General features: G+C 70.4%; 12 protein-coding genes. 6 read left to right on the top strand and 6 right to left on the bottom strand.

All coding sequences use genetic code 11. The annotated features are described in order from the left end of the window. Window positions 1-288 precede the first annotated feature (288 nt). A complete protein-coding gene (locus ACFYM6_RS21365; RefSeq protein WP_387277935.1) occupies window positions 289-984 on the bottom strand; it encodes a helix-turn-helix transcriptional regulator in 696 nt (231 codons plus the stop codon). Window positions 985-1,035: 51 nt separating this feature from the next. Here ACFYM6_RS21365 and ACFYM6_RS21360 point away from each other — a divergent pair, with 51 nt between their 5' ends. After that, entirely contained in the window at window positions 1,036-1,725 is a 690-nt protein-coding gene (locus ACFYM6_RS21360) for an alpha/beta fold hydrolase (RefSeq protein ID WP_387277933.1), read from the top strand. 114 nt (window positions 1,726-1,839) lie between these two features. On the opposite strand, the gene ACFYM6_RS21355 is transcribed toward ACFYM6_RS21360, so the two are convergent. Continuing rightward, window positions 1,840-2,658, bottom strand: coding sequence for a LysR family transcriptional regulator (locus ACFYM6_RS21355; RefSeq protein WP_387277931.1), 819 nt, complete (start codon window positions 2,656-2,658; stop codon window positions 1,840-1,842). A 123-nt stretch (window positions 2,659-2,781) separates the two neighbouring features. Here ACFYM6_RS21355 and ACFYM6_RS21350 point away from each other — a divergent pair, with 123 nt between their 5' ends. Further along, entirely contained in the window at window positions 2,782-3,948 is a 1,167-nt protein-coding gene (locus ACFYM6_RS21350) for an MFS transporter (RefSeq protein WP_387277930.1), read from the top strand. Here ACFYM6_RS21350 and ACFYM6_RS21345 read toward each other — a convergent pair. From ACFYM6_RS21345 to ACFYM6_RS21330, 4 genes are all read right to left on the bottom strand, one after another. Continuing rightward, a complete protein-coding gene (locus ACFYM6_RS21345) occupies window positions 3,938-4,156 on the bottom strand; it encodes a hypothetical protein (protein ID WP_387277928.1) in 219 nt (72 codons plus the stop codon). The genes ACFYM6_RS21350 and ACFYM6_RS21345 overlap by 11 nt on opposite strands. Window positions 4,157-4,222: 66 nt before the next feature. Beyond that, window positions 4,223-5,557, bottom strand: a complete 1,335-nt coding sequence (locus ACFYM6_RS21340) for an ABC transporter permease (protein WP_387277926.1) — start codon at window positions 5,555-5,557, stop codon at window positions 4,223-4,225. Between the two features lie 70 nt (window positions 5,558-5,627). Next, window positions 5,628-6,332 (bottom strand): ABC transporter ATP-binding protein, encoded by a 705-nt coding sequence (locus ACFYM6_RS21335; RefSeq protein WP_387277924.1) that lies wholly within the window; start codon window positions 6,330-6,332, stop codon window positions 5,628-5,630. After that, window positions 6,329-7,333 (bottom strand): efflux RND transporter periplasmic adaptor subunit, encoded by a 1,005-nt coding sequence (locus ACFYM6_RS21330; protein WP_387277923.1) that lies wholly within the window; start codon window positions 7,331-7,333, stop codon window positions 6,329-6,331. The genes ACFYM6_RS21335 and ACFYM6_RS21330 overlap by 4 nt, the downstream gene beginning before the upstream one ends. A gap of 463 nt (window positions 7,334-7,796) precedes the next feature. Here ACFYM6_RS21330 and ACFYM6_RS21325 point away from each other — a divergent pair, with 463 nt between their 5' ends. The 4 genes from ACFYM6_RS21325 (at window position 7,797) to ACFYM6_RS21310 (ending at window position 13,525) form a co-directional block, all read left to right on the top strand. Beyond that, window positions 7,797-10,529 carry an ATP-binding protein gene (locus tag ACFYM6_RS21325; protein ID WP_387277922.1) on the top strand — a complete coding sequence of 911 codons (2,733 nt, stop codon included), beginning with the start codon at window positions 7,797-7,799 and terminating at the stop codon, window positions 10,527-10,529. Between the two features lie 130 nt (window positions 10,530-10,659). Then, entirely contained in the window at window positions 10,660-11,154 is a 495-nt protein-coding gene (locus tag ACFYM6_RS21320; RefSeq protein WP_387277920.1) for an SRPBCC domain-containing protein, read from the top strand. 79 nt (window positions 11,155-11,233) lie between these two features. Next, window positions 11,234-12,538 carry an SGNH/GDSL hydrolase family protein gene (locus ACFYM6_RS21315; RefSeq protein ID WP_387277919.1) on the top strand — a complete coding sequence of 435 codons (1,305 nt, stop codon included), beginning with the start codon at window positions 11,234-11,236 and terminating at the stop codon, window positions 12,536-12,538. 216 nt (window positions 12,539-12,754) lie between these two features. Next, the gene (locus ACFYM6_RS21310) at window positions 12,755-13,525 is read left to right on the top strand and encodes a thioesterase II family protein (RefSeq protein ID WP_387277917.1); all 771 of its coding nucleotides are present in this window, start codon (window positions 12,755-12,757) and stop codon (window positions 13,523-13,525) included. The last annotated feature ends 125 nt before the right edge of the window (window positions 13,526-13,650 follow it).

The following is a 13,650-nucleotide window of genomic DNA, read 5'->3' as shown; positions in this document are numbered from 1 at the left end:
TAGCCCGCGGTGGCGCGGGGCCGCCCCCGGGGGGCCTCCCCCCACCCCCCCCCCCGGGGGCCCGCAAAAAGGGGGGGGGTTGGGGGGGGGGGGGGGCGGGGGGCCCGGCCCCCCCCCCCCCCCACACCCGGCGCGTGAAGGCACCATTCGGCGGGGTACTCGACAGCGTCCTTGCTCTCCGCGCAGAGGCAGTAGTCAACCCGGACCCGTCCTACCTGGCCGCAGTGCGCCAGGGCCAGGTGTCGGTCGACGGTGGTAGCGGACTGGTCGGCGATGGCGGATGGCGTGTCACAGTTCGGCGATGGCTTCGGCGGTGGTGGGCGGTGTGCCAACGGCTTCGATGGGGATACGAGTTGCGGGCTGGGTTGTCGGGTGTGCGGCGCTGACGCGGTCGAGGCGGAGCCAGCGGATCGCTTGACGAGTGTGGCAGTGCCCGACGAGGTACCAGTGTCCTTGGGTGCGGGCCAGGAGCACGGGATCGAGTTGCCGGGTGCTGGGCGTGCCATGCCGGTCGCGGTAGTCCACGACGAGGACGCGCTGTGCGTGGAGTGCTTGCTCGATCGCGTGCCGAGTCCGGGCATCGCCGGGTGTGTCGGTGTGGTCGATCCAGACACGACCGTTCAACGCGGTGGCGTTTTCTCGTGCGCGGGTGTCCATCACGCTGAGCACCTTGACGAGGGCAGCGCGCGCGTGGCTGTCGAAGGGCTGTCCGCGGTGGGCGGCCACGGCGGCGGCGAGGCCGGAGACCTCGGCGTCGGTGAAGTTCACCGGCGGGAGGGTCGCGACGGCGTCAACCACGTAGCCACCACCGGGTCCGGGTCGAGCCCAGACCGGGAAGCCGCCGTGTTGCAGAGCCGAAATGTCTCGTTTGATCGTGCGGACGCTGACCTCGAAGACCTCGGCGAGTCGTTCCGCCGAACGCCCGGCGGACCCCGCGCGCCGCAGTTCCTCACGCAAGGCGTAGAGACGGTCGGTGCGGTTCATCCAATAAATAGTGACATACCGGTGACATCGCTGGGGGGTGACGCTGGTGTCATGAGCACTTCGCGCGACCCGATCATGTTCCTCAGCGGCGCCGGGCTTCCCGCCTGGATCTGGGATGACGTCCGCCGCGACCTCGGCGAAGGGCAGCAGACCTGTGTCGCTTCCCGACCGCAGGGCGGCCGAGCCCGGTTGCGCGACTACGCCCAGGCGGTCCTCGACTCCGCACCGCCGGGTGGGTACGTGATCGTCGCGCACTCGGCCGGTGGTGTGATTGGCGCCGAAGTCGCCCGGCTCGTACCCGAACGCGTCAGCGCGTTCCTGGCGATCAGTGCCGTGATCCCGCGGTCGGGAGAATCGTTCATCTCGGCGATGCCGGTGCCGAACCGGTGGGTGCTCAGCGCCGCGATGCGATTCGCCGGTACCCGGCCGCCGGACTCGGCGATCAGACGTGGCCTCGCCCATGGTCTGCACGAGGAGGTCGCCGACCGCATCATCGCCGACTTCACCCCCGAGTCAGCCGCCCTCTACCGAGACCGGACCGCTCACCGGTCGTGGAGCGGGTGGCGCGGTTACCTGCGCACCACCGACGACCATGAGCTGCCGATGGCGCTGCAACAACGCTGCGCCAAGCGACTCGGCGCAGCTTGGCAGAACGACCTGAATACAGGGCACCTACCGATGCTCGAAGACCACCAAGCCGTCGCGGCTGCGATCACGCGATTCCTCGATGCACGGCCGTGACACCGATCGACTGGGGCGTAGCTGGTAGTTGGTCCGGGAATGCCGGCTCGTCAGGCAGCTGCCGGGGGGCCGCGAGGCGTGTTCGGAAACCGGCGCGCTGAGCAGCCGCGAAACTCAGATCATGCGTCGTAGCGCGGTTTCCACGGCATCGATCAGCGGATCACCTTCGGTCCGTGGGTGCCGTGCGAGACCGAGCTCGACGTCCGGCAGGGTGGGCAGGGCTTCCGCGTCGTGGCAGGCCATGACTGGTTCGAGGTTCGCGGGCATGAGCGCCGCGACGCCGAGCCCCGCCCGTACCGCGGCGAGCACACCGAGCAGGGTGTTGCTTTCGAAGGCCACCCGCCAGCGCCGATCGGCACGTTCGAGCGTTTCCAGTACTGACGTACGCCAGAAGCACGGGTTCGAGAACAGCACCACCGGCAGCGGATCGGCAGCCACGTCCACGCCCTGGCCGATTGCCCAGACCAGCGGGCGGCGTACCGTCCAGCGCGGCGGCCCGGGAAGGTACGGCACCTCGTCGAGCACGAGTTGGACGCGGCCCGCGTCGTAGGCCTCCCGCATCGCGGCGTTGGAGAAGGTGAGCACTTCCAGGGTCGCGCCGGGGTGCAGCCGGGCGAGGTCGGCGAGGGCCTGTGGAAGCTGGGACGCGGCGAGGTCTTCGAGCAACCCGACGCCGCAGCGGCCGGTAAGCGCGCGCCCGGTTTCGGTGAGTGCCTGTGCGGAGAGCGAGAGGATGCGTTCGGCGTACGGCAGGAGCTCCTCACCTGCCCGGGTCGGCGAGACGCCAGACGGCGACCGGTGAAGCAGCGGACGGCCGACGACGCTCTCGAGCTTGCGCAACTGCTGGCTGAGCGCGGGCTGGGTATGTCCGAGCGCGGTCGCGGCGCGGCTGATGCTGCCCGCCCGGACGGCGGTGACGAACGACCGCAGCAACGCGGTCTCAAGATCCCTTGCCATAAGAATTCATTATGCCAGGTCCAAGCAGTTAACCACTTCCTATGAGCTCACGGACGACCTAGCGTCCCGCAGGTGACCAGATACCGACAGGTACTCGCCGTGCCAGGGCTGGCACCGCTGCTGGGCGTTTCGCTGCTCGCCCGTGCCGCGATCACGGCCGACGTGATGGCGCTGACGATGTATGTCGTGCTGGGCCTGGACATGAGCTACACGGCAGCAGGTGGTGTCGCGGCGGCCCTGACCGCCGGGGTGGCGCTGGGCGGGCCGCTGCTTGGCCGCATGATCGACTGGCGGGGCCTGCGCACTGTGCTGCTGATAACTGTCGTACTGCAGGTCGTGTTCTGGCTGAGCGTGCCGATCCTGCCGTACGGCATCCTGCTGGGCGCCGCCTTCGCGGCGGGTCTGCTGATGGTGCCGGCCCAGCCGGTGACCAGGCAGGCGATCGCCGCGATGACGACGGCGGGACAGCGCCGGGCCGCGTTCGCGCTGGAATCAGTGCAGGGCGAGCTGTCGTACATCGTGGGCCCGGCGGTAGTGATCCTGGGTGCGGCGAAGATGTCCCCCAATGTGGTCGCGTGGGGGGTCGGCGCCGCGATCGCGGCTGGCGGAGCCGGGATCGCCCTGCTCAACCCGCCGCTGCGTGCCGAGGACGAGGCGGATGCCGGCGCGGTCGCACGGCCCCCGCACCGGGAATGGCTGGGCGCCGGCATGATCGCCGTACTGATGATGGCGTTCGGCACCACGACGCTGCTCAGCGGCGTCGACCTCGCCATCGTCGCCACGCTCGAAGAAGCAGGTCAGGTGTCCTGGGCCGCCGTGGTCGTAGCCGTGTTCGGCCTGGCCTCCGTCGCCGGCGGGCTGATTTATGGCGCGCTGCCCCGACCGCTGCCCACGTGGCTGCTGCTCGGCTTGCTCGGGCTCGTGACGATTCCCGCCGGGCTTGCCCACGACTGGCCCTGGTTGTGCGTGGCCATTGTCGGCGCCGGGGTTCTCACCGCGCCGACCCTTTCCACGGTGGCCGACGCGGTGAGCCGACTGGCGCCGGCGAGCGTGCGCGGTGAGGCGACAGGTCTGCAATCCTCGGCGCAGAGCGCGGGTTTCGCGCTCGGATCCCCGATCGTCGGGCTGGCGATCGACGTCTCCGTGCCAGCGGGCGGCTTCGCGGCAGCCGGGCTGGCCGGCCTCGCCGCCGCGCTGACTGGATGCCTGCTGTCCCGCCGCTCGCCCGCCCGAACACCGGTGATCCTGTATCCGGTCAGTCGGTAACGCCGGCGGGGAACTGGTGGCGGGCTCGGCCGGCGGCGCGCAGCTCTCGCAGGTCGGGAATGTGGTGGTAGAGCGTGCCGGGGCTGATGCCGAGCGCGAGCCGGTCCAGTGCCGGGTATGACGAGGGTGTCGCCGGGGTGCATGAAGTCCAGGCAGGCGGCGAGCGGCGACCGCGCGGGGCGGCCGAGTCCGCACTGATCCATACCACCGCCGGGCTTAGCAGCGTTCCCAATATCTGTTCGGGCGATGTGCGTGCCGATCCGTCATTACCTGCTCAGGCGCGCATGACGGTGGCGATCGGGATGCGGGCGGCGCGGATGGCCGGGATGAGGCCGCCGAGCAGTCCGGCGATCAGGCCGGCGATGACGCCTGCGGCCCCTGCCTGCCAGGGGAACACGAGGTCCCGTAGGAGCTGCTCCCGATCGCCGAACAGTGTGCTGATCGCGGTGAGTGCGAGCGCGGACAGTCCGATGGCGGCGGCTGCGGTGAGCAGGCCGGTCAACAGTGTCTCCGCGAGGACGATGCCGGCCAGCAGCGACCGTGAGGTGCCCACCGCGCGCCGCAGCGCGAATTCCTCGACCCGCTCTCCGACGGTCGCGAGCCCGACGTTGAGGATGCCGGCGACGCCGATGAGGAGGACCAGGCCGGCCATGCCGAGGAAGATCGAGCGGATGAGTGCCAGCTCCTTGGCGATGTCCTTCCGTGCCTGGATCGTTTCGAAGTGGATCTGATCGGCGGGTATCCCGCTGGCCGTGAGGCGGATCCGCAGCAGCTGCTCCACGTCGGCTGCGGTGGGCGCGAGCATCACTTGCAGCCCGGGGCCGTAGTCGCCGCCGTTGCTCGCGCGGGGTACCCAGTTCTGCAGCTCATCGGCTCGGGTGTAGGCGGTCGGCTGCGGGTTACCGTCGTCGATGATGCCGATGATGCGCGGTGTCGGGTTGGCGGTCGCCCCGTCAACGCGCATTTCGGCTGGTACCTGGTGGCGCGTGAAGCCTTTGGCCGATTCGAGGTTGATGACGATCCGGGGGGACAGCGACGGGTCGGAGGAGAAGTCCAGCCACTGGCCGGACACCGGCCGGAAGGGCCGGAACTGGCGGATGTCGCCGGTCAGCGCGTTGAGGCTCAGCTCGATCGCCTTGCCGGGCACGGGAACGGCTGGGGCGTCGCCGGCCGCCTTCATCGGCTGGCAGTAACCGCGGGGGTCGCAGTACATGTCGCCGCCACCGGGACCCGCGTACTGTCCGCCGCCCGGCTGGTCGAACGGTGCCGCGCCGGGGTTGACCGGGCTGACGTTCGGCTCGCCGATGATCGCCTGGGTGGTGGAGACCGCGACCGCGTCGTTGCGTCCTTTTAGGGTGTCCTGACTGATCTGGATGGTGTCGGCGTTGCCCGGCAGGTAGGTCTGCCGGGTGCCGTCCTTGCCCATGTGCAGCTCCAGATCAGCCAGCCGGGCGCTTTTGGCGGTCTCGGCGCCGACCTGGACGACCACCACGGCCATCACTCCCAGGAACAGGCTCACCATCGACAGGAGGGTGCGGGTCTTGCGGGCCCGGATGCCCTGACCTCCGATGATCAGAGCCGACCGGAACCGCCCAGAGAGCCGGATCACGCGGCCACCCCGCTCGGCTCAGCATCGGCCCGCACCGTTCCGACCTCCGCTGTGTGCCGTGCTGGCCCGCTCACTGACGCACGCTCCTCGTGTCGGTAGCCGGGTGGAGTTTTCCGTCGCTGAGGCGTAGCACGCGTTGCATCTTGTTGGCGTGGTCCCAGTCGTGGGTGACCAGGATCAGGCCACAGCCCCGGTCGGTCGCCGAGCGCAGCACCTCGATCACCAGGTTGCCCGTCTCCGTGTCCAGCGCGCCGGTTGGCTCGTCGGCCAGCAGCAGACGCGGCTCCCGCACGAGCGCCCGGGCGATCGCCACCCGTTGCTGCTCGCCGCCGGACAGGCGGGCCGGCCGGTGCTTGGCGAGATGGGCGATGCCGACCCGGTCGAGGGCCGCCAGGGTCCGGGCCCTGCGTTTGCGGCGCGGTAGCCAGCCCTGGCCGTTGACCAGGGCCATCGCCACGTTCTGCGCGGCGGTCAGGTGCTTGAGCAGGAAGAACCGCTGGAACACGAAGCCGAACTCGGCGCTGCGCAGAGCTGCCGCCTTCCGTTCCGGCAGTCGGGTGATGTCCCGGCCATCCAGCAGATACTGTCCACCGTCTGGCCGGTCGAAGAGGCCGATCAGGCTGAGCAGTGTGCTCTTGCCGGATCCCGAGCGTCCGAGGATGGCCACGCTCTCACCACCGTCGACGGTCAGGTCGGTGCCGTCGAGGATGATGCGCGGCGTCTTCTGGCCCTTCAGCGTCTTCGTGATGCCGTGGAGCTGCAGCAACGCCGTCATTTTCCACCCATCGGAGCGGACGGGTCGCCCTCTACGCCTGGTTTGGCGGGTGGGAGGTTGGGGCCGGGGACGGCGACCGTCTCCTCGCCGGTGAGACCGGACTTGATCTGCACGACCTTGCCGTCGCTGAGCCCGAGCACGACATCCCTGGTCTCCCGGGTACCGTCCGGCTTGACCACATCCACCTTGCCGCGGCCCTGCCCGCCGGCGACCGCTTCGACCGGGAGTACCAGCGCCTTGCTGGCCCTCGCGGTCACCACCTCGAGCGTCGCGCTGGCACCGTTGATCAGCTTCACGTTGGTGGGGGCGGTGCACACCAGGCGCATCCCGGTCGGCTCCGACGGCTCGGTCCGCTCCTGCTGGCGTGGCGGCGCCTGGACGACTGGCGCGGCGGACGGTTGGCCGGACGGCGCGGCGGACGGCTCGACGGCCGGCGGGTCCGGGATGGTGCCGGCGGGCAGGGCGGCGATGGTGCCGAGCACCTTGCACGGGAAAGGCCCGGGGCCGTTCTTGATCTGGGCCTGGACCGTCGCGAGAGCATCCGAGATCTGGTAAGCCTGGGCACCGTCGATGTCGGCGACGAGCCCGTAGCCGACCTTCTTCGCCGAAACGATGGGCATTCCGGCGGTGACTTTGGAGCCGTCATCCACCAGTCGGCCGGCGAACACCGCACCCGCCGGGACCTCGATGCGGTGCGCCTTGCCGGACGCCCAGACGCTCGCCACCCTCGTCGGCTTGGTCGGCGTACTCCGCGGCGGCGTGACATCGCGATACCGCACCTGCCCGGCGACTGGGGCCACGATCCCGAATACCGGGTTGATGGTCACCTTGCCGGACAGGCTCACTTTGTTGGCAAGGTCTTGGCGGGTGGGCTGCACGGTGGTCATTGTCGTGCCGCGGGGTGCGAGACCAGGCGTCTCCGCCTGCGCGCTCGGCTCGCTGCAGCCGGTAGCGGAGGCCACAACCATCGCAAGGACGCAGAGTGACAACAGCCTTCGCACCCGTACCCCTAACTCGATCACTTCGGGCGAACATCTGACAAGACGCCTGGGCTCGGCGATCGGTTGCCCACAGAGCGGGGCGACCTCGACGACGGGTCGACCCGCCGAAGAGTACCGCCGGCCCTCCTGCTCCGCTGCCCGCCGCGCGTAGAGGCCGATATCTGCCAGATCCGCTGGAGCTGACTATTCCGAATCGGAGCTATTTTCATTCGCCCAAGCAGCGACCGCCGCTCACTCGCCTCAAACTCCCACCCGGCCTCGCCTCCGGACAGGCGGTTCGCCGGCGATTCGGCGGCGGTTTCCCGACCACCGCGGCGCGACTGCGCCGGTGCCGCCAGTTGCTGAATCCCGGGCCGTACCGACGCGTGCCTCACCTCCCGCCGCCGGCCCGCTCCGCGGCATGGCCGGACGTGACGGATCGGGCCGGCATCGGCGAGGATGAGGCGGTGAGGGGGCTGTGACGGTGGAGATCGAGGTTTCGGCACGGGAAGCCGAGGTGCTCGCCCTGCTGAACGAGCGGTGCAGCAACGCCGAGATCGGGCAGCGGCTGTTCATCTCCGTTCGCACCGTTGAAAGCCACGTCTCGTCATTGCTGCGCAAGTACGGCGTCGCCGACCGACACGACTTGTCGGCATTGACATCGACCGCCCCGGTGGCGACAACGAACCGGGCGGACGCCGTCGTCGCCGGACTCCCCATACCGCGGACCACCTTCGTCGGTCGCCGACAGGAACGGGAGTCACTGTCCAGAACGCTACGCGACGCCCGGCTGGTCACACTGGTGGGTGCCGGCGGGGTGGGAAAGACCCGACTCGCCGTCGAACTGGCGACCGATCTGGTGTCCCGGTTTCCTGCCGGCGGCGCCTTCGTCGACCTGGTGCCGGTGCGCGACGGCTCCGTGCCCCAGGCCGTCGCCGCCGCGCTCGGCCTCACCCCCACCCCGCGCCAGCCCTTGTCCGAGGCGATAAAGGACGAACTCGGCGCGCAACGGTCGCTGTTGGTGCTGGACAACTGCGAACACCTGTTGGACGCGGTGGCGGCATTCGCCGAGCAGGTCCTCAACGGGTGCCCCGGCGTCACCGTGCTGGCCACCAGCCGGGAACGGTTGGGCGTGCCCGGGGAGCAGGTCGTGCAGGTGCTGCCGCTGCCCGAGCCCGATGGGCGGGCCCTCTTCGACGACCGCGCCCGGGCGGCCGGCGCCGACGTGCCCGGCGACCCGATGGTGGTCGGTGAGCTCTGCGCCCAGCTCGACAACGTACCGCTGGCGATCGAGCTTGCCGCTGCCCGCAGCGCCTCGCTGGGAGTGGACGGCTTGCTCGCGGCGTTCAGCGATCCGCTGCGGGTGTTGACCGGCGCGCGACACGCCGATCAGCGGCACCGCTCGCTGCGGGCCGTCCTGGACTGGAGTTACGGCCTGCTGGACCCAGCCGAGCAGGCGCTGTTGCGGCACCTCTCCGTGTTCGTGGGTGGGTTCGACCTGGCCGCCGCGGCCCGGGTGCCGCTGGTGGGCGATGTGGCCGGGACCGCCGACCTGCTCGGCCGACTGGTAGAGAAAAGCCTGGTGACCCGGGACCGGGATATGCGTCGCTGGCGGATGCTGGGTACCGTCCGGGCGTTCGCGCGGGAACAACTCGTCGCCGACCCGACCCGGGGTGAGGTGTACGACCGGTACCTCGAATGGGCGACATCGACGGCCACCCAGCTCGTCGAGCGGTTGAACGGTGCGTGGCGCGAGGACTTCGACCTCGTTGCCGACGATTTGCGCGCAGCGCTGCTCGGGCCTCGCGGTGGCGTCGGCTCGGCCCCGCACCAACTGGCTCGGGCGCTCGGTCGCCTGACGTTCAGCCGTCGCTTCCTGGCCGCGTCCCTGGACTGTTACCGGCAGGCGGCCGCGCGGGCACCGAGCCCCATCGAGGCGGTGGCGGACCTGCGCAACGCGGCGGACTGCGCGCTGGTCGGCACCGCGACCGGACGGCAGGTGCTGGATCTGTTGCTGACCTGTGCCGACCTTGCCGGGGCGGCGGGCGACGGCAACGCCCAGGCGCTGGCCCTGGCCCGGGTTGTCGAGATGGTCCACCGGTTCGATGGCCGCATCAGCAGCGACATGTCACGCGAACGGTTGACCGTCCTGCTGGAACGGGCCCGAGCCGCCGGCAACCCCGCCGATCCCGCGGTCGCCGCCGCCCTGGCGATCGCCGAGGCGTGGTACGCCGGAGGCCGCCGGTTCCACCCGGACCCGGATCTCGCCGCCGTCGCCGCTGCGGCCGCCCGCCGCTGTGGCGTGCCGGTGTTGGTCAGCGCAGGTCTGGACCTGCTGGGTACGGCCGCGGCGCAGGCCGGACGACCAGCCGAGGCGCGGCGGATCGGGGCGGAGCGGTTCGCGCTGCTGAGTGCGCTCGACCCCACCGACCCGCAGGCGGCACCGGAGATCGGTGACACCTTCCACGTCGCGGCCACCGTCGCGTTCCAGGCCGGTGACCTGCCCGCCGCACTGAATGTCGCGCGACGGATGATCGATGACGACCTGCTCGGAGGCCGTACTCATGCCATCGGCACCCTCGTGCCGGCCCTGGCGCTCACCGGTGAACTCGACGAGTCGCTGGCGCAGGCGGAGGCCTTGTGGGAGGGGTGGCAGCGGGTCGGCCGGCCACCGACGGGGGACGTGGCGGGTGCCATGGCGTTCGCCATGCTGGCGTGCGGGTTCCGAGGCGATCGGGACAGCATGTCGCGGTGGCGGAACCGGCTCGCGGCGAGCGCCTCCGCCGCCGGCATCGAACTGTCCGCACTCGCGTCGGCGGTGTACGCGGACTGTCGCAACGCCCTTCACCTCGGCGAGTTCGACGACGCGTCCCGGCTGGTCGAGCTGGCATTCAACACCTTTCCCGGCTACCGGTACGAGACGTACGCCCGCGCCGCCGCCGCGGAGCTGGCGGTCGCCGCCAGCTTGCCGGGCGCGGCGCGGTGCCTCACGCTCGCCGAGGAGGCGATCACCGACAACGCGTGGGCGACCGCCTGCCTGGCCCGGGCTCGGGGGCGATTGACTGGGGACGTCGAGGCGCTCGCCGCGGGGCTGGCCGGGTTTCAGCAGGTCGGAGCCCGCATCGAGTACGCCAGCACGCTGGCGCTCCTGCCCGGCCGGGAAGCCGAGGGCCGAGCCGAGCTGAGGTCGCTGGGTCTGGCGGCAATGGGGGGCTGACCGCCGTCCCCGTTCCGTGGTGCGTTCCGTGGTCGGATCCGTGTGGCCACGGATGTGCCGGCGAGCCGGACGGCGGAGGCTGATCACCGACGGTAACGCCATTCCGGCGTTCGTGATCAGAGGAGTGGCCATGACGGGCACGGTGCAGCACCCAGGTGAAGTGGTTCACCGCATCTATCTCAAGGCCAGCCCCGAGGAGGTCTGGGCCGCGCTCACCCGCTCGGAACTGACCAAGCGTTACGGGTACGGCGGCCGGATCGACATCGACCCGCGCCCCGGTGGCGCCTACCGCGGCTACGCGAGCGAGGCCCTGGTAGGCAGCGGAGTCGACATGGTCATCATCGAGGGCGAGATCATCGAGGCCGAACCCGACCGGCGGCTCGCCCTGACCTGGCGGATGACCGCCGACCCCGCCATGGCGACCGAAGGACCCACCCGACTCACGTACGACATCGGCCAGGACGAGCGCGGACTGACCACCCTAACCGTGACCCACGACCTCACCGGGGCTCCACACACCGCGGCACTGGTCACCGGCGCCACCCCAGGCACCGGGGGCGGCTGGTCCTTCGTGCTCAGCGACCTCAAGTCGCTGTTGGAAACCGGCGCGGGCATCGCCGGTTGACCACACCGGGGTCGGCGTAGCCCTCACGCCGGCCCGGCCAGCACTCATCCCCATCGGCAACGCCCGCAAAGGACACCCAATGAGACATCCAAAGTTTCACCCGCTCGCAGCCGGCGTCGCGGCAGCACTGTTCCTTACCGCGCCCGCCCAAGCGGCGACCGCCCAGGCGCCGGCGGCGCAGTCCGGCCACGCCGGAGCACCCTCCTCCGCCGACTGGCGGGCGGCGTGGATCGCCGCCGCGCACCACCCGTTCGAAGGGTTCGGGACGCCGAACTGGTCAGTCAACGGGTTTACAAATCAGTCGTTGCGGCAGGTGGTCCGGGTCAGCGCCGGTGGCTCGACCGTGCGGGTACGAGTGTCCAACCGCTTCGGCGACCGACCGCTGAAGGTGACCGGCGCAACGATCGCGCTCGCCGCAGGCGGAGCGGCCGTGCGACCGGGCAGCCTCCGCTCGTTGACCTTCGGCCGATCGACGGCGGCGATCATTCCCCCCGGAGGCGAACTCACCTCGGACCCCGCGCCGCTGCCAACACGCGCGCTGGACTCCCTCGCGGTGACGCTGTACTTCGCCGGCCCCACCGGCCCGGCGACCGTCCACGAGAACGCGACGGCCACCACCTACCGAACGGCCGGCGACCGGCGGTTCGATGCCCGGGCCGGCGCCTTCGCCGAGACCAGCACATCCTGGTACTTCCTCGCCGGCATCGACACGGCCGGCCAGCCGGGACACGCCCACGGCGTGGTGGTGACGTTCGGCGACTCGATCACGGACGGGTACGGCACCACGGTCGACGCCGACAACCGGTACCCGGATGAGCTGGCCGAACGGCTCGCCTCCGGTCGTCGCCCGATGAGCGTGGTGAACTCCGGCATCAACGGCAACAAACTGCTCGCGGACTCGACCTGTTTCGGCGAGGCGGGCGTGTCCCGGTTCGGCCGGGACGCGCTGGACCAACCGGGAGTCCGCGCTGTGGTCGTCCTCCAGGGCGTCAACGACATCGGTGGCGGCGGCTACCCCGACTTCGGCTGCGGTGCGTCCCCGGTGGTGACTGCCGAACATGTCATCGACGGGCATCGGCAGCTGATCCGGGCGGCGCACGCCCGGGGCGTGCGGATCATCGGAGCCACCATGCTGCCCATGAAGGACGCGTTCGGCTACGACACGCCCGCCAACGAGGCGGTCCGCGACGCTGTGAACACCTGGATCCGCAATGGCGGCGAGTACAACGCGGTGGCCGACCTGGACCGGGCGCTCGCCGACCCGGCTGACCGGGATGCGCTGCGGCCAACCTACGACTCCGGCGACCACCTGCACCCCAACGACGCCGGCGCCGCCGCGATCGCAGCGGTCATCGCTCCTCTTCTCATCCACACCGGCCGGTAGTCCGGGCCGCTGCGTCACCCGGCAGGCGGTTTGGACCCGCCTGCCGGGTAGTGGAAGTCTGCGCCGATCGGGAGCCACTGCCTGCGGCTGTCCGGGGCGCGCGTACCGCTGACCGGCTGGGGAACCTTGCTGGCCGTCTGACCGTTATCCATTGCGGAGCCGCCCGGGGTCACGGTCTGGGCGGCTCTGCTCCTTGGTTGACCTATGCTCGCGGTCATGTCCCCGGTGAGTGCGGGCGGCGCGAGCCGCTGGTTCGGGTCGCTGGCGCAGTCCACCGGCGATGCGCAGGTCTTCGTCTTCCCGTATGCCGGTGGCATCGCCGCGTCGTTTATGGAGTGGCAGGCGATGGCTGAGCCCGAGATGTCGTTGCAGGTCGCGCTTCTGCCGGCCAGGGGAGCCCGGATGCACGAGCCGCCCGTGGACGACATTACGGAGCTAGTGGATCAGCTGACGACGGCGGTCATCGAGCGGGCGTCGGGGCCGTTCCTGCTGTTCGGGCACAGCCTGGGTGCGCTGATGGCGTTCGAGGTGACCCGGGAGCTGCGTCGCCGGGGTGCGCCCGATCCGCTGGCGCTGCTGGTCAGCGGGGCCGAGGCGCCGCAGACCCGGCTGATCACGCAGCGCTATCACCAACTCGACGACAATGGCCTGATCGAGGCGTTGCGCGACTTCGGGGCCACCCCGGCAGGATTGCTGGCGGACCGGGAGATGATGGAGGTCATCCTGCCGGGTGTCCGGGCCGACTTCGCCCTGTCCGAGCGGTACGCCTACCGTGCCGAGCCGCCGCTGGAACTGCCGGTGCACGTGCTGCTTGGCGACGGAGACGAGCACGTAGACCTGGACCGGGCGGCCGGGTGGGCGCTGGAATGCACGGCTCCGCCACGGCGACATGTGTTCGCCGGCGGGCATTTCTTCCTGACTGACTACCAGTCGGAAATCTTGGAACTTATGCGCCGCATCGTCACCAGTCACACCGCTGTGACGTAATCCTCGACAAAGGATGTGTAAGGACTCCTGCCCACACCAGGGGCTTCCATGATGTCGGGTGTTCGACATGGCGGACCGGCGAAATGCGGTGCTAGAGTTCGCCATCCGTTCATCGAAGGGACGTC

Origin of the sequence: Micromonospora sp. NPDC006431 (assembly GCF_042870725.1) — a bacterium.
In the GTDB taxonomy this organism is placed as follows: domain Bacteria; phylum Actinomycetota; class Actinomycetes; order Mycobacteriales; family Micromonosporaceae; genus Micromonospora.
The sequence above is the reverse complement of the archived record's forward strand: the minus strand, read 5'-3'. Positions and strand labels throughout refer to the sequence as shown.

Excerpts from the sequence above, each read along its gene's own strand:
- ACFYM6_RS21365 (WP_387277935.1), bottom strand. The coding sequence starts at position 984 with ATGAACCGCACCGACCGTCTCTACGCCTTGCGTGAGGAACTGCGGCGC.
- ACFYM6_RS21360 (WP_387277933.1), top strand. The coding sequence starts at position 1,036 with ATGAGCACTTCGCGCGACCCGATCATGTTCCTCAGCGGCGCCGGGCTT.
- ACFYM6_RS21335 (WP_387277924.1), bottom strand. The coding sequence starts at position 6,332 with ATGACGGCGTTGCTGCAGCTCCACGGCATCACGAAGACGCTGAAGGGC.
- ACFYM6_RS21320 (WP_387277920.1), top strand. The coding sequence starts at position 10,660 with ATGACGGGCACGGTGCAGCACCCAGGTGAAGTGGTTCACCGCATCTAT.
- ACFYM6_RS21315 (WP_387277919.1), top strand. The coding sequence starts at position 11,234 with ATGAGACATCCAAAGTTTCACCCGCTCGCAGCCGGCGTCGCGGCAGCA.
- ACFYM6_RS21310 (WP_387277917.1), top strand. The coding sequence starts at position 12,755 with ATGTCCCCGGTGAGTGCGGGCGGCGCGAGCCGCTGGTTCGGGTCGCTG.